This is a genomic window from Streptococcus oralis, assembly GCF_964238205.1.
GTDB classification, from domain to species: Bacteria; Bacillota; Bacilli; order Lactobacillales; family Streptococcaceae; genus Streptococcus; species Streptococcus oralis_CZ.
This window is the reverse complement of sequence record NZ_CAXSLF010000007.1, coordinates 49,937-69,036: the sequence shown is the minus strand read 5'-3', so window position 1 is coordinate 69,036 and position 19,100 is coordinate 49,937. Positions and strand designations below refer to the sequence as shown.

General features: G+C 39.7%; 17 protein-coding genes. 10 read left to right on the top strand and 7 right to left on the bottom strand.

Annotated elements, in window-relative coordinates:
- Window positions 1-53: 53 nt before the first annotated feature.
- The 8 genes from ACESOD_RS09140 (at window position 54) to ACESOD_RS09105 (ending at window position 9,408) form a co-directional block, all read left to right on the top strand.
- Window positions 54-923, top strand: coding sequence for an ROK family protein (locus ACESOD_RS09140; RefSeq protein WP_373095294.1), 870 nt, complete (start codon window positions 54-56; stop codon window positions 921-923).
- Entirely contained in the window at window positions 917-2,797 is a 1,881-nt protein-coding gene (locus ACESOD_RS09135; RefSeq protein ID WP_373095291.1) for a beta-N-acetylhexosaminidase, read from the top strand. Before ACESOD_RS09140 ends, ACESOD_RS09135 begins: the two co-directional genes overlap by 7 nt.
- 203 nt (window positions 2,798-3,000) lie before the next feature.
- Complete coding sequence (locus tag ACESOD_RS09130) at window positions 3,001-3,930, top strand: ABC transporter permease (RefSeq protein WP_049530327.1); 930 nt, start codon at window positions 3,001-3,003, stop codon at window positions 3,928-3,930.
- 13 nt (window positions 3,931-3,943) lie between these two features.
- Window positions 3,944-4,864: a carbohydrate ABC transporter permease gene (locus ACESOD_RS09125; RefSeq protein WP_006149055.1), complete on the top strand. Its 921-nt coding sequence runs from the start codon at window positions 3,944-3,946 to the stop codon at window positions 4,862-4,864.
- A gap of 109 nt (window positions 4,865-4,973) precedes the next feature.
- Window positions 4,974-6,461: an ABC transporter substrate-binding protein gene (locus ACESOD_RS09120; protein WP_000800381.1), complete on the top strand. Its 1,488-nt coding sequence runs from the start codon at window positions 4,974-4,976 to the stop codon at window positions 6,459-6,461.
- A 158-nt stretch (window positions 6,462-6,619) separates the two neighbouring features.
- A complete protein-coding gene (locus ACESOD_RS09115) occupies window positions 6,620-7,309 on the top strand; it encodes a CPBP family intramembrane glutamic endopeptidase (RefSeq protein WP_373095286.1) in 690 nt (229 codons plus the stop codon).
- Between the two features lie 131 nt (window positions 7,310-7,440).
- Window positions 7,441-8,427: an oxygen-dependent tRNA uridine(34) hydroxylase TrhO gene (trhO, locus tag ACESOD_RS09110; RefSeq protein WP_373095283.1), complete on the top strand. Its 987-nt coding sequence runs from the start codon at window positions 7,441-7,443 to the stop codon at window positions 8,425-8,427.
- 123 nt (window positions 8,428-8,550) lie between these two features.
- On the top strand, window positions 8,551-9,408 hold the full coding sequence (locus ACESOD_RS09105) for a DUF4299 family protein (protein WP_373095280.1): 858 nt from the start codon (window positions 8,551-8,553) through the stop codon (window positions 9,406-9,408).
- A 155-nt stretch (window positions 9,409-9,563) separates the two neighbouring features.
- Here ACESOD_RS09105 and ACESOD_RS09100 read toward each other — a convergent pair whose 3' ends face one another.
- The 7 genes from ACESOD_RS09100 to ACESOD_RS09070 form a co-directional block, all read right to left on the bottom strand.
- Window positions 9,564-10,535 carry a DUF6574 domain-containing protein gene (locus ACESOD_RS09100; RefSeq protein WP_373095277.1) on the bottom strand — a complete coding sequence of 324 codons (972 nt, stop codon included), beginning with the start codon at window positions 10,533-10,535 and terminating at the stop codon, window positions 9,564-9,566.
- Window positions 10,536-10,622: 87 nt separating this feature from the next.
- Window positions 10,623-11,531: a DUF4097 family beta strand repeat-containing protein gene (locus tag ACESOD_RS09095; RefSeq protein ID WP_373095274.1), complete on the bottom strand. Its 909-nt coding sequence runs from the start codon at window positions 11,529-11,531 to the stop codon at window positions 10,623-10,625.
- The gene (locus tag ACESOD_RS09090) at window positions 11,524-12,117 is read right to left on the bottom strand and encodes a DUF1700 domain-containing protein (RefSeq protein WP_049530316.1); all 594 of its coding nucleotides are present in this window, start codon (window positions 12,115-12,117) and stop codon (window positions 11,524-11,526) included. Before ACESOD_RS09090 ends, ACESOD_RS09095 begins: the two co-directional genes overlap by 8 nt.
- Window positions 12,104-12,430 carry a PadR family transcriptional regulator gene (locus tag ACESOD_RS09085; protein WP_006149048.1) on the bottom strand — a complete coding sequence of 109 codons (327 nt, stop codon included), beginning with the start codon at window positions 12,428-12,430 and terminating at the stop codon, window positions 12,104-12,106. The genes ACESOD_RS09090 and ACESOD_RS09085 overlap by 14 nt, the downstream gene beginning before the upstream one ends.
- 173 nt (window positions 12,431-12,603) lie before the next feature.
- On the bottom strand, window positions 12,604-13,029 hold the full coding sequence (locus ACESOD_RS09080; RefSeq protein ID WP_373095270.1) for a hypothetical protein: 426 nt from the start codon (window positions 13,027-13,029) through the stop codon (window positions 12,604-12,606).
- 41 nt (window positions 13,030-13,070) lie between these two features.
- A complete protein-coding gene (locus tag ACESOD_RS09075; protein ID WP_373095267.1) occupies window positions 13,071-14,567 on the bottom strand; it encodes a gliding motility protein in 1,497 nt (498 codons plus the stop codon).
- A gap of 350 nt (window positions 14,568-14,917) precedes the next feature.
- Window positions 14,918-16,084 (bottom strand): CynX/NimT family MFS transporter, encoded by a 1,167-nt coding sequence (locus tag ACESOD_RS09070; protein WP_373095264.1) that lies wholly within the window; start codon window positions 16,082-16,084, stop codon window positions 14,918-14,920.
- Between the two features lie 219 nt (window positions 16,085-16,303).
- On the opposite strand from ACESOD_RS09070, the gene ACESOD_RS09065 reads away from it, so the two are divergent.
- Together ACESOD_RS09065 and ACESOD_RS09060 are read left to right on the top strand one after the other, a co-directional pair.
- Window positions 16,304-17,134 (top strand): glycosyltransferase, encoded by an 831-nt coding sequence (locus tag ACESOD_RS09065; RefSeq protein ID WP_004251041.1) that lies wholly within the window; start codon window positions 16,304-16,306, stop codon window positions 17,132-17,134.
- A gap of 69 nt (window positions 17,135-17,203) precedes the next feature.
- Complete coding sequence (locus ACESOD_RS09060; protein ID WP_373095260.1) at window positions 17,204-19,054, top strand: polysaccharide biosynthesis protein; 1,851 nt, start codon at window positions 17,204-17,206, stop codon at window positions 19,052-19,054.
- Window positions 19,055-19,100: the final 46 nt, after the last annotated feature.

Genomic DNA, 19,100 nt, shown 5'->3' with positions numbered 1-19,100 from the left:
TAGCGAAAAAGTAAGAACCAAATACTGATTCGCTCCTTTTGCAGGTGAAAGCAATGACCATTGCAACGATTGATATCGGAGGAACTGGCATTAAGTTTGCTAGTCTAACTCCTGATGGAAAGATTTTAGATAAGACCAGCACCCCAACTCCAGAAACTCTAGAAGATTTATTGGCTTGGTTGGACCAACGCTTGTCAGAACAGGACTATCGTGGGATTGCTATGAGTGTTCCAGGAGCGGTCAATCAAGAAACAGGAGTGATTGAGGGAATTAGTGCCATTCCTTATATCCATGGATTTTCATGGTACCAGGCCCTTGCTCATCACCAACTCCCTGTCCATCTAGAAAATGATGCCAACTGTGTTGGACTTAGTGAACTGCTAGCTCATCCTGAGATTGAAAATGCAGCCTGTGTCGTTATTGGTACAGGGATCGGTGGAGCCATGATTATCAATGGCAAAATTCACCGTGGTCGCCATGGCTTGGGTGGAGAGTTTGGTTACATGACAACTATCGAACCAGCAGAAAAACTTAATAACTGGTCACAACTAGCTTCTACAGGAAACATGGTTCGCTATGTCATTGAAAAATCAGGTCAGTCAGTCTGGGATGGCCGTAAGGTTTATCAAGAGGCTGCAGCAGGTAATGCCCTTTGTCAAGAAGCTATTGAGCGTATGAATCGTAATCTAGCTCAAGGACTACTCAATATTCAGTACCTGATCGACCCAGATGTCATTAGCCTAGGTGGCTCTATCAGTCAGAACCCTGATTTTATCAAGGGTGTACAAAAAGCAGTAGACTCCTTTGTGGAAAGATATGAAGAGTATACAATTGCGCCAGTGATCCAAGCTTGCACCTATCAGGCAGATGCCAATCTCTACGGTGCCCTTGTCAACTGGTTACAGGAGGAAAACCAATGGTAAATTTTACTGGAATTAGCAGTAAACAACAGCAAGCTATAGACTTACTTCAAAAGCACATTTCTCTACCAGATGTAGAAGTGGCAGTCGCTCAGTCTGACCAAGCTTCTATCTCTATCAAGGGTGAGGGCGGAGAATATCAATTGACTTATCGCAAACCTCACCAACTCTATCGCGCCTTATCGGTTCTCGCAACAGCATTAGCAGAAGGTGACAAGGTGGAGATTGAGGAGCAAGCGGCTTATGAAGATTTAGCCTACATGGCGGATTGTTCCCGTAATGCGGTTCTAAATGTTGCATCTGCCAAGCAGATGATTGAAGTCTTGGCTCTCATGGGTTATTCAACCTTTGAGCTCTACATGGAAGACACCTATCAGATTGAAGGACAACCCTATTTTGGTTATTTCCGTGGGGCTTATTCAGCTGAAGAATTACAGGAAATCGAAGCCTATGCCCAGCAGTTTGACATGACTTTTGTACCTTGTATTCAGACCTTGGCCCACTTGTCAGCCTTTGTCAAATGGGGTGTCAAAGAAGTCCAGCAACTTCGTGATGTAGAGGACATTCTCCTCATCGGCGAAGAAAAAGTTTACGACCTAATCGACGGCATGTTTGCTACTTTGTCTAAACTACAAACACGCAAGGTCAATATCGGCATGGACGAAGCCCACTTGGTTGGTTTGGGACGCTATCTTATCTTAAACGGTGTTGTGGACCGTAGCCTCCTCATGTGCCAACATTTGGAGCGCGTGCTGGATATTGCAGACAAGTATGGTTTCCACTGCCAGATGTGGAGCGATATGTTCTTCAAACTAATGTCAGCAGATGGCCAGTACGACCGTGATGTCGAAATTCCAGAGGAAACACGCGTTTATCTTGACCGTCTAAAAGACCGTGTGACCTTGGTTTACTGGGATTATTATCAGGATAGCGAAGAAAAATACAACCGTAACTTTAACAACCACCACAAGATTAGCCAGGATATTGCCTTTGCAGGTGGTGCTTGGAAGTGGATTGGTTTCACACCACACAACCATTTCAGTCGTCTCATCGCTATCGAAGCAAACAAAGCCTGCCGTGCTAATCAGATCAAAGAAGTCATCGTGACTGGTTGGGGAGATAATGGTGGTGAAACAGCTCAGTTCTCTATTCTGCCAAGCTTGCAAATTTGGGCAGAACTCTGCTACCGCAATGACCTAGACCGTTTGTCTGCACATTTCAAAACCAATACAGGTCTATCCGTTGAGGACTTTATGCAGCTTGACCTTGCCAACCTCTTACCAGACCTGCCAGGTAATATACATGGTATCAACCCTAACCGCTATACCTTTTATCAGGATGTTCTCTGCCCAATCCTTGATAAGCACATGACCCCTGAACAGGATAAACCACACTTTGCCCAGGCAGCTGAGACTCTTTCTGACATTAAAGAAAAAGCAGGTACCTACGCTTATCTTTTCGAAACTCAGGCCCAGTTAAATGCTATTTTAAGTGGCAAGGTTGATGTAGGCCGACGCATTCGTCAAGCCTATCAAGCAGGTGATAAAGACAGCTTGAAACAAATTGCTAGGGAAGAATTACCAAAATTAAGAAGCCAGATTGAAAACTTCCACAAGCTCTTTAGCCAGCAATGGTTGAAAGAAAACAAGGTCTTTGGTTTGGATACAGTAGATATCCGTATGGGTGGACTCTTGCAGCGGATCAAGCGAGCAGAAAGTCGCATTGAAAACTACCTAGCAGGCGAAATCTCTCGTATTGACGAACTAGAAGTAGAGATTCTTCCATTTACTGACTTCTACGCAGACAAGGACTTCGCAGCAACAACAGCTAACCAGTGGCATACCATTGCGACAGCTTCAACTATTTATACAACCTAGGAAAATTCTATTCAGAAAGAAAGTTTCTCGTGAAACCTATTCTTATATAAAAAAGTTCTCCACATAAAATAATTTGTGGAGTTTTTTCTATAATTAGTAGTTTAAACTATCCTTAAAATAAGAGTATACTATTTTTGTAAACGTTATCAAATCTAAAAAATGTGAGATTATCAAGTTTTAGAAAAATAAAAAGGGAGGAAATTATGAACAAGTTTTCAAAAACTTTGAGAGATAATTGGATTTTTCTCTTAATGGTTTTACCAGGGACATTATGGTTGATTTTATTCTTCTACATCCCAGTATTTGGAAATGTGGTTGCCTTCAAAGACTACCATATGACTGGTGAAGGATTCGTTCACAGTATTATAAATAGTAAATGGGTCGGACTAGATAACTTTAAATTCTTGTTTAGTTCCAAAGATGCCTTTGTCATCACTCGAAACACTGTCCTTTACAACCTTGGATTTATCTTTATCGGTTTGATCGTGTCAGTTGGTATCGCTATTATCCTTAGTGAACTTCGCTCTAAGCAAATGGTTAAAATTTACCAAACATCTATGTTATTCCCTTACTTCCTATCTTGGGTTATCATCAGTTTCTTTACAGATGCTTTCCTAAATATCGATAAAGGGCTTATTAACCACACCTTAGAAGCTCTTGGCATGAAGGGGATTAACTTCTACGCTGACATCAGTATCTGGCCTTATCTTCTCCTCTTCCTAGGAATTTGGAAAGGCTTTGGATACAGTAGTGTTATGTACTATGCAACGATCATGGGTATTGATCCAACCTACTACGAAGCAGCAACAGTGGACGGTGCTAGCAAATGGCAACGTATCCGTAACGTAACCATCCCTCAGTTAACACCACTTGTGACAGTATTGACCATCCTTGCAGTCGGAAACATCTTCCGTGCAGACTTCGGTCTCTTCTACCAAATCCCTCACAACGCTGGTCAGCTCTATAGCGTAACAAACGTATTGGACGTCTACGTCTTTAACGGTTTGACTCAGACAGCAGATATCGGTATGGCATCAGCAGCCGGTCTCTATCAGTCAGTCGTTGGTTTGATTCTGGTTATTCTATCAAACTTACTTGCAAGACGTGTTGATCCTAACTCGGCACTATTCTAGAAAGGAGGAGCATATGGCAAAAAAAATTCAAAAAGAAAAAATTGATAATGTTGGCATACACTCCTTCAGCAAGAAAGCAGATATCTTCTTTAGTATCATATCTGGTTTGCTGGCCTTCTCTTGTATCTTGCCTTTCATCTTTGTAATCATTATCTCAGTTACAGATGAGAAGAGTATCGTTCAATATGGATATAGCTTCTTCCCATCACAGTTTGGATTAGATGGTTTTGAGTTTTTGGCTCAGTTCAAAGATAAGATTTTACAAGCACTCTTTATCTCAGTGTTTGTGACAGTTGTCGGTACATTGACAAACGTCTTTATCACGACAACTTATGCCTATGCCATCTCGCGTTCAACATTTAAGTATCGTAAATTCTTTACAATCTTCGCTCTTCTTAGTATGTTGTTCAACGCTGGTTTGGTACCAGGCTATATCGTAGTGACTCAATTGCTTCACCTTGGTGATACCATTTGGGCCTTGATTGTTCCAATGCTTCTATCACCATTCAACATCATGTTGATGCGTTCTTTCTTCAAGAAAACCATCCCAGAAGCAATCCTCGAATCAGCTCGTATCGATGGAGCTAGTGAAGCTCGTATCTTCTTCCAAATCTGTTTACCACTGTCATTACCAGGTATCGCAACGATCACACTATTGACAGCGCTTGGCTTCTGGAATGACTGGTTTAACGCCCTTCTTTACATCAAGAGTGATAACTTGTATCCATTGCAATATTTGCTCATGCAAATCCAGAACAACATGGATTACATTGCTAAGTCAGTTGGTATGTCAGGACAGCTTGCAGTTGCCCTACCAAAAGAAACAGGTCGTATGGCCATGGTTGTTGTTGCGACTGTTCCGATTGCGATCCTCTACCCATTCTTCCAACGCTACTTTGTAAAAGGATTGACCATCGGTGGTGTTAAAGAGTAAGGATATTTAAGAAACAATGTTTCTTTTCTAACTCTGATTTTTCTGGCAAAGGAAAATCAAGAATCTAATTTTGTTAATAACTTTAAAAATAAAAAAAGGAGTTTTTATAATGAAAAACTGGAAAAAATATGCTTTTGCATCTGCTAGCCTTGTCGCTTTAGCTGCTAGCCTTGCAGCTTGTGGAAACCTTAAAGGAAACAACCAAAAAGCTGCTGAATCATCATCATCAGGTGATAAGACTGTTATCAAAATGTATCAAATCGGTGACAAACCAGATAACTTGGATGAATTGCTAGAAAATGCAAACAAAATCATCGGAGAAAAAGTTGGCGCTAAATTGGATATCCAATACCTTGGTTGGGGTGACTACAGCAAGAAAATGTCAGTTATCACTTCATCAGGTGAAAACTATGATATCGCCTTTGCAGATAACTATGTCGTAAACGCTCAAAAAGGTGCTTATGCTGACTTGACAGAATTGTACAAGAAAGAAGGAGCTGACCTTTACAAAGCACTTGACCCAGCTTACATCAAAGGTAACACTGTAAACGGTAAGATTTATTCTGTTCCAGTTGCAGCCAACGTTGCATCTTCACAAAACTTTGCCTTCAACGGCCCACTTCTTGAAAAATATGGAATTGATATCTCAGGTGTAACTTCATACGAAACACTTGAACCAGTATTGAAACAAATCAAAGAAAAAGCTCCAGATGTAATGCCATTTGCTGTTGGTAAAAACTTTATTCCATCAGAAAACTTTGACTACCCAGTTGCAAACGGACTTCCATTCGTCATCGATCTTGAAGGCGACACTACTAAGATCGTAAACCGTTACGAAGTTCCTCGTTTCGTAGAACACTTGAAGACTCTTCACAAATTCTATGAAGCAGGATACATTCCAAAAGACGTAGCAACAAGCGAAACTTCATATGACCTTACTCAAGATACTTGGTTTGCTCGCGAAGAAACAGTAGGACCAGCTGACTACGGTAGCAGCTTGCTTTCTCGTGTTGCTAACAGAGACATCCAAATCAAACCATTTACTAACTTCATCAAGAAAAACCAAACAACTCAAGTTGCTAACTTTGTAATCTCAAACAACTCTAAGAACAAAGAAAAAGCAATGGAAGTGTTGAACCTCTTGAACACTAACCCAGAACTCTTGAACGGCCTTGTTTATGGTCCAGAAGGCAAGAACTGGGAAAAAGTAGCAGGTAAAGAAAACCGTGTTAAAGTCCTTGACGGATACAAAGGAAACACTCACATGTCAGGATGGAACACTGGTAACAACTGGATTCTTTACATCAACGAAAACGTTACAGATGAACAAATTGCACAATCTAAGAAAGACTTGGAAACTGCAAAAGAATCTCCAGCGCTTGGATTCATCTTTAACACTGACAACGTGAAATCTGAAATCTCAGCTATCACTAACACTATGCAACAATTCGATACAGCTATCAACACTGGTACTGTAGATCCAGAAAAAGCTATTCCAGAATTGATGGAAAAACTTAAATCTGAAGGTGCTTACCAAAAAGTATTGGATGAAATGCAAAAACAATACGACGAATTCTTGAAAAACAAAAAATCTTAAGATAGATTGATTTCGTGTATTCATTCCTAAAAATTGCAATCACTGCCTTGTCTGGAACTTTCTAGATAAGGTGGTGATTCTTTTTAAAGTATTTACATATAATTATTTGTATTCAAAATCATATATTTACTCTTACATATAACGTTGGACGCAGACACATGAAAAAATACCATCTACTCTTTAAAATCAGTGCAATCTTATCCTACTTATTTTTCATATATGGACTCTCTCAGCTAACACTTGTGGTCCAAAATTACTGGCAATTTTCTTCTCAGATTGGGAATTTTTTCTGGATTAAAAATCTTATCAGTCTTGTCTTTATTGGCCTCATGATTTGGATACTAGTCAAGACAGGCCATGGATATCTTTTTGTTATTCCAAAGAAAAAATGGCTATGGTATACAGTTTTGACGGTTTTCGTAACTGTACTTTGCATATCTTTTAATTTTCAAACGGCAAGACATGTACAGTCAACCTCTGAAGGCTGGGCTGTACTAATCGGCTATAGTGGGACAAACTTTGCCGAGTTGGGGCTCTACCTGACCTTATTTTTCCTAGGTCCTCTGATGGAAGAGTTGATTTATAGGGGTTTGTTCCAACACGCCTTCTTTAAAGATTCGAAGCTTGGACTTGACCTGATTCTTCCTTCGGTTTTGTTTGCTCTTCCTCACTTTTCTAGCTTTCCAAATTTCTTAGATATTCTTGTTTTTTCGACATTTGGAGTATGTTGTGCTGGATTAACTCGTTATACCAAGAGTATCTATCCTAGCTATGCAGTCCATGTTACTAATAATATCGTTGCGACCTTACCATTTTTGTTAACGTTTCTTCATCGAATATTTAGCTGAAACAAGATCTGAAAATGGTCTTGTTTTCAATTTTCAGTCAAATAAATTGCATTCGCTTTCCTGGGAGAGTATACTGGTATAGTTGAATGAAAAATTCTGATAATTTAATCTTAGAAAAGAGAATCAATCTTATGTCAAAAGATATTCGTGTCTTACTATACTACCTTTATACTCCAATTGAAAATGCAGAGCAATTTGCTGCAGACCATTTGGCTTTCTGTAAGTCTATCGGGCTCAAGGGCCGTATCCTAGTGGCTGACGAAGGGATCAACGGAACCGTTTCTGGTGACTACGAAACAACGCAAAAATACATGGACTACGTTCATAGCCTTCCAGGTATGGAAGACCTCTGGTTCAAGATTGACGAAGAAAGTGCGCAAGCCTTCAAGAAGATGTTTGTTCGCTACAAGAAAGAGATTGTCCACCTTGGTTTAGAGGATGATAACTTTGACAACGACATCGACCCACTTGAAACAACAGGTGCTTACTTGTCTCCAAAAGAATTCAAAGAAGCTCTTCTAGACGAAGATACAGTTGTCCTTGATACTCGGAATGACTACGAGTACGATCTTGGTCATTTCCGTGGAGCTATCCGTCCGGATATCCGCAACTTCCGTGAATTGCCACAATGGGTCCGTGATAACAAGGAAAAATTCATGGATAAACGTGTCGTTGTTTACTGTACAGGTGGAGTCCGCTGTGAGAAATTTTCAGGTTGGATGGTCCGTGAAGGCTACAAAGATGTTGGCCAATTGCACGGAGGAATCGCCACTTACGGGAAAGACCCAGAAGTTCAAGGGGAACTTTGGGATGGGAAAATGTACGTTTTTGATGAACGTATTGCAGTCGATGTCAACCATGTCAATCCAACCATTGTAGGGAAAGATTGGTTTGATGGAACACCATGTGAACGCTATGTCAACTGTGGAAATCCATTCTGTAACCGTCGTATCTTGGCATCAGAAGACAACGAAGATAAATATCTCCGTGGTTGCTCACACGAGTGCCGTGTTCACCCACGTAATCGCTATGTTTTAGAACATGAATTGACACAAGACCAAGTCATCGAGCGTCTATCAGCGATTGGTGAGAACCTAGATCATTCTGAAGTCGTATAATAGTATCAACAGTCCTGACGGGCTGTTTTTCTATGCTTTTGACCAAAAAATCTTAAATTTGTTTCTGCATCTTTCAGGAAAATGGTGTATACTATATGTAAACGATTTCAAAGGAGACCATTTATGGTGAAAACATTTTTTATTCCAAATAAACAAAGCATTTTAGGACAACAGGAGATTTTAACAGCTAAGTCAGTCTTGGCCCTAGTAGATGGCTTAGAGTCACATAGTTATGATGCTGTTTATCTTCGTCAACCCCTCAATCGCCTTGAGTATATCGAGTGTGGAATCATAGGCAAGTCTCAATTTCTCTTTAAAGTTCGTTATGTAGACGCTCAAAAAGGCTATCAAGTGATCATTCCTGACCTGATTACAAGAGCTGACTGGGTGATTGTAGAAGCTCTCTTGCAAGCCTTGTCTAGCAAGGTTGGTGAATCTGTTGAAGGTTTGTCAGACTTTGATTTGGAAAACTATTTCCAAGAAACTGTTAAAAACTATCTAGCTGATAAGAATGCTCGTTTGGCCTTCTGCCAAGGAATTCTATCAACTATTTACTTTGATAAGAAGGACTTAGAAAGCTTCCTAGAAGAAGATGGCTTGGCACGTTTTGAAGAGCTAGTTAAGAGGGTTCAAGGGTCAGATGCTTATCCTGCAAGTGCTAAATTCTACCCAGATAGTGAGGGTAAGGTTCATGGAATCTACCACCTGGCTCAAGGAGTAAAGACTATTTTGCCAAAAGGTCCTGTTGTTCCTGTGCCTTATGTTGAGCAGTTGGTTGGTAAGGATCTTGTATGGGAGATTGACCTGGTGAAAATCTCTGGAGATGGTTCTAAGCCTGAAGACTATGAAGCGGTAGCTAGACTGGATTACCAAGCCTTTTTAGAAGCTCTTCCAAAGGAACTTTGTCAGGACTTGGATGCCAACCAAGTAGAGGTAGGACCTGTTTCAGGAGAGGATTTTGAAGCTTTAGCAAATAGATAAATAAGGAATCTGTGACAAAAGTTTCTATAAAGTTAAAAAGCGAACAAGATTAGTTTTCTGATTATCAGAATTCTGTCTTGTTCGCTTTTTTATTTCTAAAATTTTATAGTAAAAATCCCCTAAAACTAATATCTTTCTATCTCGCTACCTTTATCTTACATAAAAGCTAGGATTCGTAGATATTCAAAAACCAGAGTCATTTCTGCTAGGAAGAAGAGAAATAGGATACCACCGTTAACTAGAAATGCTAAGAGAAGGCGATAGAAGGAGTCAGTTTGGCTATCTTTACTTGGTCTTGAGATGGTATAGAAGTTGGCAAGAAGTACCAGACCAATGCTAATGAGGCAAAGAAGAGCCGCAAAACGTAGACTATTAAAGAAGGCAAAGAAACTCGCGATACCCGTGAGCAGGATAGGAAGGGCGAAGAGTCTGCTGTACTCTTGCAAGGCTTTTTCCAGTGTCCAGTCATTATCCTGATTGACAAAACGTTTAACCACGAATCCACCCATAAGGATAGAAAAGAAGAATAAGCTTGTCGCTACCAAGATGGAGAAGATAGAAAAGAGATTCAGTGAAGGGAACTGCTCGACGGCATGAGAGTTGATAGCCGCCATATGGCCGTAGTAGTCATGCTTGATATGATAAATCGCACAGAAGAAACTAAGAGCAGAAAAGATAGTTAGGAGTGCAAAGGCATTATAACTATGTTTTTTATCTGTATCAATGCTTGCTGTCGGTTCTTTAAGGGCTCCTTGTAGCCAAACCCACTGATCAGCCAGTTCTTCTTTGAAAACTGCAAATACTGCTGTTTTTGTAGATGCAGAATCTGGTAAAAATGGGCTTTCCAAAGACTTGCTAGTCAAAGATTGACTTTTCTGAGAAGCTTCTTTAACAGGTTCTTCTGACTCGTCTATCTTTTCTAATTTTTCATCGAGCTCTTCAGTCTCTACAGTTTCCTCACTAGTTTCCTTATCTTCTGGGTTGGCTTGAGGATTTTCCTCAACTACTGACTCCTCTTCTCTTGTCTCTGCATCTTCTTCAAGGAGAACTGAGTCGGATGGGTTATCTTTTTTATCATTGTTGGCTGTTTTTTCGAAATCAGCACTTTCAAACCATTCTTGAGTCATAATAGACCTCCCTTTTTTGATTAATTTTTGAGTAGTAACTACTGGTTGTCTTTATTCATGATTTCTATAAGAAAGCAAGCGATCTTATTATGGGAAATAGATACTTTGATTCGATTTTGCGACGAGGAGATCTTGCGTATCTTTTTTTTCTGTTTTGTAAGGGTTCGCTAATGCTTCACCTTTACTACCTCCCGTAGGTATGTCACGTCTGTCTCGATGCCAACGATAGATATCACCATGTTCAGCAGAAAACTCAACATTGATTCGATCAAGTTCCTTTTGGGATAACTCGAGTGAAATATCTTTTCTTGCCTCGAATTCCACTCTCCCATGCACTTGGATATCGTCTGCCTTGATATGTTCATGATCCGCTTGGATGCGGCTATCTGTTAGACTGGTTTCAAATACATTGACAATTCCAGTTGTGATCAGTTGGCTATTTTTAATCTCGCTATCAGTGATACGAAGAAGATAGCCATTTGACAGAATCTTGGCATTGCTGAGTTTTGCATTGGCAATTGAAAGGATACGATGGTTTACCTGGGCAGTTAGATTTTTTAATTCTCTTCCTCTTGGTAATGAGAGAACAACTTCATCATTGCGGCTGGAAATTCCGCTTGCGATAAAGAGGATACCTTCGATACTAGAACCTATAGAGCGACGTGTAGTTGATTTGGTATCAGTTATTTCAAGACTTTTCTCTTTGATAGAGTGTTGAAGATTTTCTTTTTCAGAGATGGTTGGATGATACTGGATGTGAATCTTATCATCGTTTGACTCCGTAATGACGAGCGAATGTTCTGTCAGTGAGATGTTTAGATTTTCAATATCTTGATCAAAAACGAGCTCTTCCATTCGACTTTCAAATACTGGATTTTGAGACATTGCAAGGAGGCTTCTGACACCATCTGTTTGGATACCGATGATCATCATGGAAAAACCAATGATACTGGTGACAACACCAAAGATAAGAAATCCTTTTGTCCATTTACGCATGTCTTTCACCTCTCTTTCCTCTATTAAGAATCCATTGGATAAGTCGAAGGACTAGTAATCCAAAGAAACGTGTTACGTAAGAAGTGGCTAGTAAGACTAGGGATGAAGCTCCGATCGCCAGTAAACCACCACCAAAAATCAGCACAAAAGCAGATGTAGATTCAGCCAGAATGTAGAAGCTTTCAAATAGGAGAACAGCTCCGAGAACCATCCCAGCTGCTGAAACAGCAAAGAAGGCTATAAGTACGCTGACAGCGGCGATAAAAATGCCGATGATAGCCATGAGAAGAGCAATTCCGACCGGAATTCCGATAGGCGCTGCAAGAAGGGCTAGTAGAGCGATGCGTAAAATATGGCGGTCGTTCTTACTGGAATTTTCTTCGTTGATTTTCTTATCAAGAAGTGTAGTCAGGACATCATGGGCAGCTTCTTTTGGACTTCCCAGGCTAGCTATTAGGTCTTCCTCACCTTCTGGACCAGCATCATCAAAGAGTTCTTTGAAGTAGTCCATGGCTTCGATGCGATCAGATTGAGGAAGCTTCATCAGATAGGCTTCAAGCTGATTCAAATATTCAGTTCTTGTCATGGCGAATGCTCCCTTCTATGATGCCATTGATCGTGTCAGTGTAGAGTGTCCACTCTTCTCTGAGTACAAATAGTTGCTCCTCCCCAATCTCTGTCAAGGAGTAGTACTTCCGCATCCGACCTTGGTATTCGCGAGAGTATGTAGTCAGATAGCGGTTGGTATCCAGTTTTTTCAAGATGGGGTAGAGGGTAGATTCCTTGATTTTGGCAATGAGTTTAATGGTTTGGCTAATCTCATAACCATAGGAATCCCCTTGTTCTAGAATGGCCAAGATGAGAAATTCAATCAAAGCCGCTGATGTTGGAAAATACATGGGGCACCTCCTTTTTTAGTATGTAAAAATTTTATATATAATTATTCTACACATACATCATACATCTAAATGTAAGCCCTGTCAAGTAATATGTGTAAAAATTTTATATATAAAAAATCTTCTAGCAAAAACTAGAAGATTGGAGGCTGTTTTGCATTACTTTAAGGCAATGCTTATCTGTAATCCTCATCATAAATGGGCGGAAGATAAAAATACTTGTCTTCAATCTTGATTTTGGCACAGAGGATGCCGTTTTGATAGACATATCCGTTAAATGGAGGATAGCTATCCAAGTTTTTTAGGATATTCTCAGGCAAAGAACTAAAATTGTAATCCCTCAGAGCCCCAGAACCAATCAATCTTTCAGTCCGATAAGCCTTGATTTCTTTTTCATATTTTTTGAGAAATTCTTCTCGTTTGCTTTCAAAGAGAGCCAAATCTCCGTCATCTAACTCGTAATAGCGTTCGTAACCAGCAATCCAAGAAATATAAACACACAGTAAAGATTTTTCTATCTCAGGAGAGTAGCCAATTGTAAAGTAATTTTCTTTGTCGACCTGCCGATTTTCGACTGTGATAGTCTGTATAAAGTTAGTCATGATAATCTCCGTTTCAAGAATGAACTAGAAATGCTTCTCATTTAAAAATCTTTTAGCTCATCAAAGATTTCTATAAATTTTTCTTTGTCCATCCCTAAATCTTCAGGTAGTAAATCTAAGATCTCGACCAGGGCATCATAGATATCCTCTCTCTCGATTGTTTCAATAAAACAGTTACGCTTGTCCATTTTATTGAAACCTTGAGTATATTCTCTTATGAGGGCTTCTATGTGTTCCATAGTGTCCTCGTTGGGGTTTTCTAGAAGCTTTCTAACACTTGCTCTAGTCTTTCTATATAGAGAGGCTGCTTTTTTTGCGTTTGCTGTTGAAATATTCTCTTGTCCATCCCATGAGCGAAATGGATTGTCTAGGTTTTGGGCTAGCCATTCAGCTTTTCTTGGTTTTGTTATCCAAAGATTCAGTCCCTTGTCTTGCTGTTTTTTATAATATTTTTTGGCTACTTTAGCGGCCTCTTCTGGTAAACTGCTCATCCAAAACATGCTTAATCGAGGTAAATCTTCTGGTTTGGGAATATCTTTTGCAGTAAAGCCAAACAAATCCACAGTGGAAAATATGACTAACTCTTTTAACTCTGATAATTTATGGAAATTAAGAATATGACCAGGTTTCCCCCACAATCTTAATTCCCTAAGATTTGGATAGTTATTCAAGATATGTGCAAAGTCTATTTCAAGGATGTTCGAACAATGGATGGCTCCTAAATCTTTTAAACCCAGTACCTTAGGTAGAGAACGATCAAGTTGTAATCGTAAGCTGGCTCCATGGTCCTTTACAAGGATCTGACAATTGTCGCTCATGTCTCCTAATAAGACTAGCTCCTCCAAATCATCGTTCAGTCTAAGTTCCTCTACGCCTGTCAAATCAATGGAAAGCCGATGTATGGATGTCTTAGAAAAAACCAGTTTTGTTTGTCCATGATTCTCAAGAACTAGTTCTGTAATAAAAGGAGTTGACTGCAAATATTCATATAAATTTTTGTGCCATCTAGTTAATGCCAACTTAGATAAACAAGGAAAGACCTTTAATTCTAATGCGTCTTCAAAAGGCGTCCACTCGTCATTGATATTGTGTTTAGAGAGACGACACTCATTTCCTGCAAATGAAACTTTTTCCTTGCTTTTATCTGCTTTCTTAAATAAATCTCTTTTTTCTTTTGGTATTTCTTGCCATTTCAGTTGCCTATAAATATCGTAACCATTTCCCCAAAACATAGCATAAGTATTGGTGCTTTCAGTTGTTAATGGTGTTGTATTACCAATAAAAATATAATTTGACGGTACATGAATATCAACATTACTAAGATGTAAGTTTCTTTCCCAGTACATAAAATCTATATAGAGTGGCTTCAAAGAAGATAGCTCTTCTTCTTTAAGAGGTTGATCTCCTGACCAGTCTAATGACAGTAGGACGGCCTGCGACTTTTTCTCCCCCTCTTCTATCTTGGTTATCTGACAAGCTATGTATTTTTTTAGATGGAAATTATAAACACAATATACGTCCCCTGCTTTTGCTAGCATACAAATTTCTCCTTATATGATTCGATGGTCCTTGGTTAATCGAGATTTTTTATCCAATCAAAATTACTTAATGGCATTAAAACAATCATAAATGCAGACGTTTATAATTTCTACTTTAGCATCGCTTCAACTATCAATTCCCAAAGTAATAATCTTTTATGTACCCAAACAGTGCTACTGCTAATAAATTGTAACCGGAGTTTTCCTAGCTTTATTATATCATTTTTGCGCGTAGGAATAGCAGTATGCTTGGTAAATCTATACTTTTTAAAATGTTGTGAAGATCCAAAAAAACCAGACTCAGTCTGGCTTGAAAAGTATGTTTATCTGTGGTAAATTCTAAAACCTTTTTAGAGGATTTTCTTAGTTTTATCTACCATAAAGAGGGAGATTGTCATGATGATATCAATTACTAGAAGAATCAGTACCGCTGGAACCCAAGACTGGAACATATTAAAACTGTAACCAAAGAGAGTTGGTCCAAAGGCGGCTAAAATGTAGCCTCCGGTCTGGGCAAGCCCAGACAATTGGGCTGTCTTTTCAGGGGAGCTAGTTTTGACGGAGAAGCAAACCATGAGATAAGGGAAAAGAGCGCTACAGGCAGTACCAATCAAGAGATGCGCTACTAACCAGTAGAGGAAACTCTTGCTCGGGTATAAGAGCATGGCAATTCCAAGCAATCCAGCGATAGAGATGACTGTCAGCATGATTTGACGGTGACGATTGGACAAACGAGTCGTTAAACTTGGAATAGTCATCGAGAAGGGGATACTAGTCAGAGAAAAGATAGAAGCTAAAAGACCGGCATCTGTGTGAGATAAGCCAGCACTGATTGCCATGGTAGGTAACCAGGTCATACTGGTATAGAAGAGTAAGGACTGAAGTCCACCGAATACAATAATAGCCCAAACTTCCTTGTTTTTTAAGATATTCTTTTTCTTTTGTTTTTTCTCACTTCCTTTTAGAAAATGATTGTGACGATGATTGGGGAACCAGACAACTAAAGTTAGTAGGCAGACCAAGGATAAACAGAGAATCAAGCCTTTCCAAGAGCTTGCTTGAGTAATCGGTACAGAGAGATAGGAAGCAAGAGCCGTTGTAATCCCCATAGAGGTCACATAGATGGTTGTCAGAAAGCCAATCTTTTGTGGGTGATTGGCCTGAATGGCGCTAGGAAGGAGCACGTTAAAAATCGCAATACTTGCTCCGATAAGTAAAGTCCCTAGATAGAGTAGAGGAAGATTAAAGATACGAATCACTGAACCGATGGTCAATACGATAAGACTATAGGTAAAAAGGTGCTCGAGTCCAATTTTTTGAGCCAAACGAGTCGCAATATAGGAGAAGAGGGCAAACATCAAGAGAGGAAGACTGGTCAAAACACCAAGTGAACTAACTTCCACGCCTAAACCTTGGGCAATATCTCCCAAAACAGTTGGCAAAGCTGTGAAAGGAGCTCTTAAGACCGCTCCGATTAAGATAATTCCTAGAATAAAAAAGAGTGATCGTTTTTTCATGTGAACCTCAATAAGCTGATTTTGATAACAGCTTATTTTAATTTTTTTTTCCTAAAGATGTCAAGTTGACCTGACGTGATTCGCTACGTAGCCGATAGAAATCATAGAAAATAAGGACAATATATTTACTAGTTTTTTTCTGGGATTCAAATAAAAATAGGAAAGTCTGAAAAATTGTGATAAAATAGTGAAAGAAAATCTATACATTGGAGAACTACTGTGTCTGAAAATCGTAAATTTAGCGTCCTGATGTCAGTCTATGTTAAAGAAAATCCAGTCTTTCTAGAAGAGGCGGTAGAGAGTATCATACATCAAACGCTCAAACCTAGCGAAGTGGTAATCGTCGAAGATGGTCCGCTGACACCTGAACTGTATCAAGTTTTGGAGAAATTGGAAGCACAGTCAAGTATTCCAATCAAACGTTGCCCACTTGAGCAAAATCGTGGCTTAGGTTTAGCGCTTCAGTACGGTGTCTTACAGTGCCAATATGACGTCATTGCTCGTATGGATACAGATGATATTGCTGTTGAAGACCGTTTCGAACAACAGTTCGAATTGATGGAAAAAGAAAACTTGGACCTGCTAGGTGGTCATATCGCAGAGTTTATCGACCAACCTGACGAGATCGTGTCTTACCGTCGTGTACCGACTAAGCATGAGGATATTATTGCCTACCAACGTATGAGAAGTGCCTTTAATCATATGACGGTTATGTTCAAAAAAGAAATGGTGCTCAAAGCTGGTAACTACGAGGATGGCCTTTATATGGAAGATGATCTTCTCTGGCTCAATATGATTAGTGCAGGAGCTCGAACTGGAAATGTGGATCAAATTCTATGTAAGGTGCGCGTGGGAGCGGGGATGTTTGAACGCCGTGGTGGTCTTCGTTATCTCAAACTCTATCGCCAAGCACGTCAAAGAATGCACGCGCGTGGACAGATTTCTTATGGTGAATATCTGAAAAGTGTTTTAATCCAAGTTGTCGTTGCCCTATGTCCAGGCTTTGTGCGACAATTTATCTTTTTAAAACTATTGAGAAAAAGCAAATAGCTCATCAGTTTTAAAAAATGTCTTGTAATTACTAGAAAATGTGATTTTGTGTAGGAGGATACCATTCACATGAATAAAAAAATGACAGATTATGTAATTGATCTGGTTGAAGTGTTAAATAAACAACAAAAACAAGTCTTTTGGGGGATTTTTGATGCTGCCAGCATGATTTCCTCAATCATTGTTTCTTATATCTTGTTTTATGGATTGATCAATCCAGCTCCTGTGGACTATGTCATCTATACTAGCTTGACCTTCCTTTTCTATCAAATCATGATTGGATTCTGGGGGCTTAATGCCAGCATTAGTCGCTATAGCAAAATCACAGACTTTATGAAGATATTCATCGGAGTAAGTGTCAGCAGTGTCTTGTCTTATCTTCTTTGTTATGCCTTCTTGCCACTTTTCTCTGTGCGCTTTATTGTCCTCTTTATCTTGTTGACAACCTTCTTGATTCTCTTCCCTCGTATCACTTGGCAGTTGATCTATTCTAGACGTAAAAAGAGTGATGGAGAAGGGGAACATCGTCGTACCTTCTTGATTGGTGCGGGAGACGGTGGAGCTCTCTTTATGAACAGCTACCAGCATCCTACGAGTGATCTTGAGTTAGTGGGTGTTTTGGACAATGATGAAAAGAAAAAAGGTCAAAAACTAGGAGGAATCCCAGTCTTAGGATCTTATGAACAGTTACCAGAACTCTCAAAACGTCATCAGATTGAAAAAGTTATCGTTGCGATTCCTTCTCTTGATCCATCCGAGTATGAGCGTATCCTAAAAATGTGTAACCAACTTGGCTTGAAGTGTTATAAGATGCCCAAGATTGAGTCGGTTGTACAAGGATTGCATCCTCAGGTAGGTGGTTTCCAAAAAATCGATATTACGGACCTTTTGGGACGTAAAGAAATTCAACTAGATGAGTCACGCCTAGGCTCAGAAATTACTGGAAAAACCATCTTAGTAACAGGTGCAGGAGGTTCTATCGGGTCTGAGATTTGCCGTCAGGTTAGTCGCTTTAATCCAGAGCGCGTGGTTCTCTTGGGGCATGGGGAAAACTCCATTTATCTGATCTATCATGAATTGATTCGTAGCTTCCAAGGAATTGACTATGTTCCTGTGATTGCAGACATCCAAGACTACGATCGCTTGCTTCAAGTATTTGAGCAGTACCAACCAGCCATTGTTTACCACGCTGCTGCCCATAAGCACGTGCCAATGATGGAACGTAATCCAAAAGAAGCCTTTAAAAATAATATCCTCGGAACTTACAATGTTGCCAAGGCAGTTGACGCCGCTAAGGTACCGAAGATGGTTATGATTTCGACCGATAAGGCCGTTAATCCACCAAACGTAATGGGAGCTACCAAACGTGTGGCAGAGTTGATTGTTACAGGATTCAACCAACGTAGTCAATCTACTTATTGTGCGGTTCGTTTTGGGAATGTTCTTGGTAGCCGTGGTAGTGTGATTCCAGTATTTGAGCGTCAGATTGCAGAGGGTGGTCCAGTGACTGTGACAGACTTCCGTATGACTCGTTACTTTATGACCATTCCAGAAGCTAGCCGTTTGGTGATCCATGCAGGAGCTTATGCTAAAGATGGGGAAGTCTTTATCCTTGATATGGGCAAACCAGTTAAGATTTATGATTTGGCCAAGAAAATGGTTCTTCTTAGTGGACGTACTGAAAATGAAATTCCGATTGTAGAAGTGGGGATTCGTCCAGGTGAGAAACTCTATGAGGAGTTGTTGGTATCTACTGAATTAGTTGATAATCAAGTCATGGATAAGATTTTTGTTGGTAAGGTTAATGTCATGCCACTTGAAGTTATCAATCAAAAGATTGAAGAATTCCGTGCCTTGCAAGGTTCAGAGTTGAAGCAAGCTATTATCGGTTTTGCTAACGAAACAACTCACATTCATTAAAAAAGAAAAAGGTATGATTCCTAGCTTCATGTTAGAGGTGAGTGGA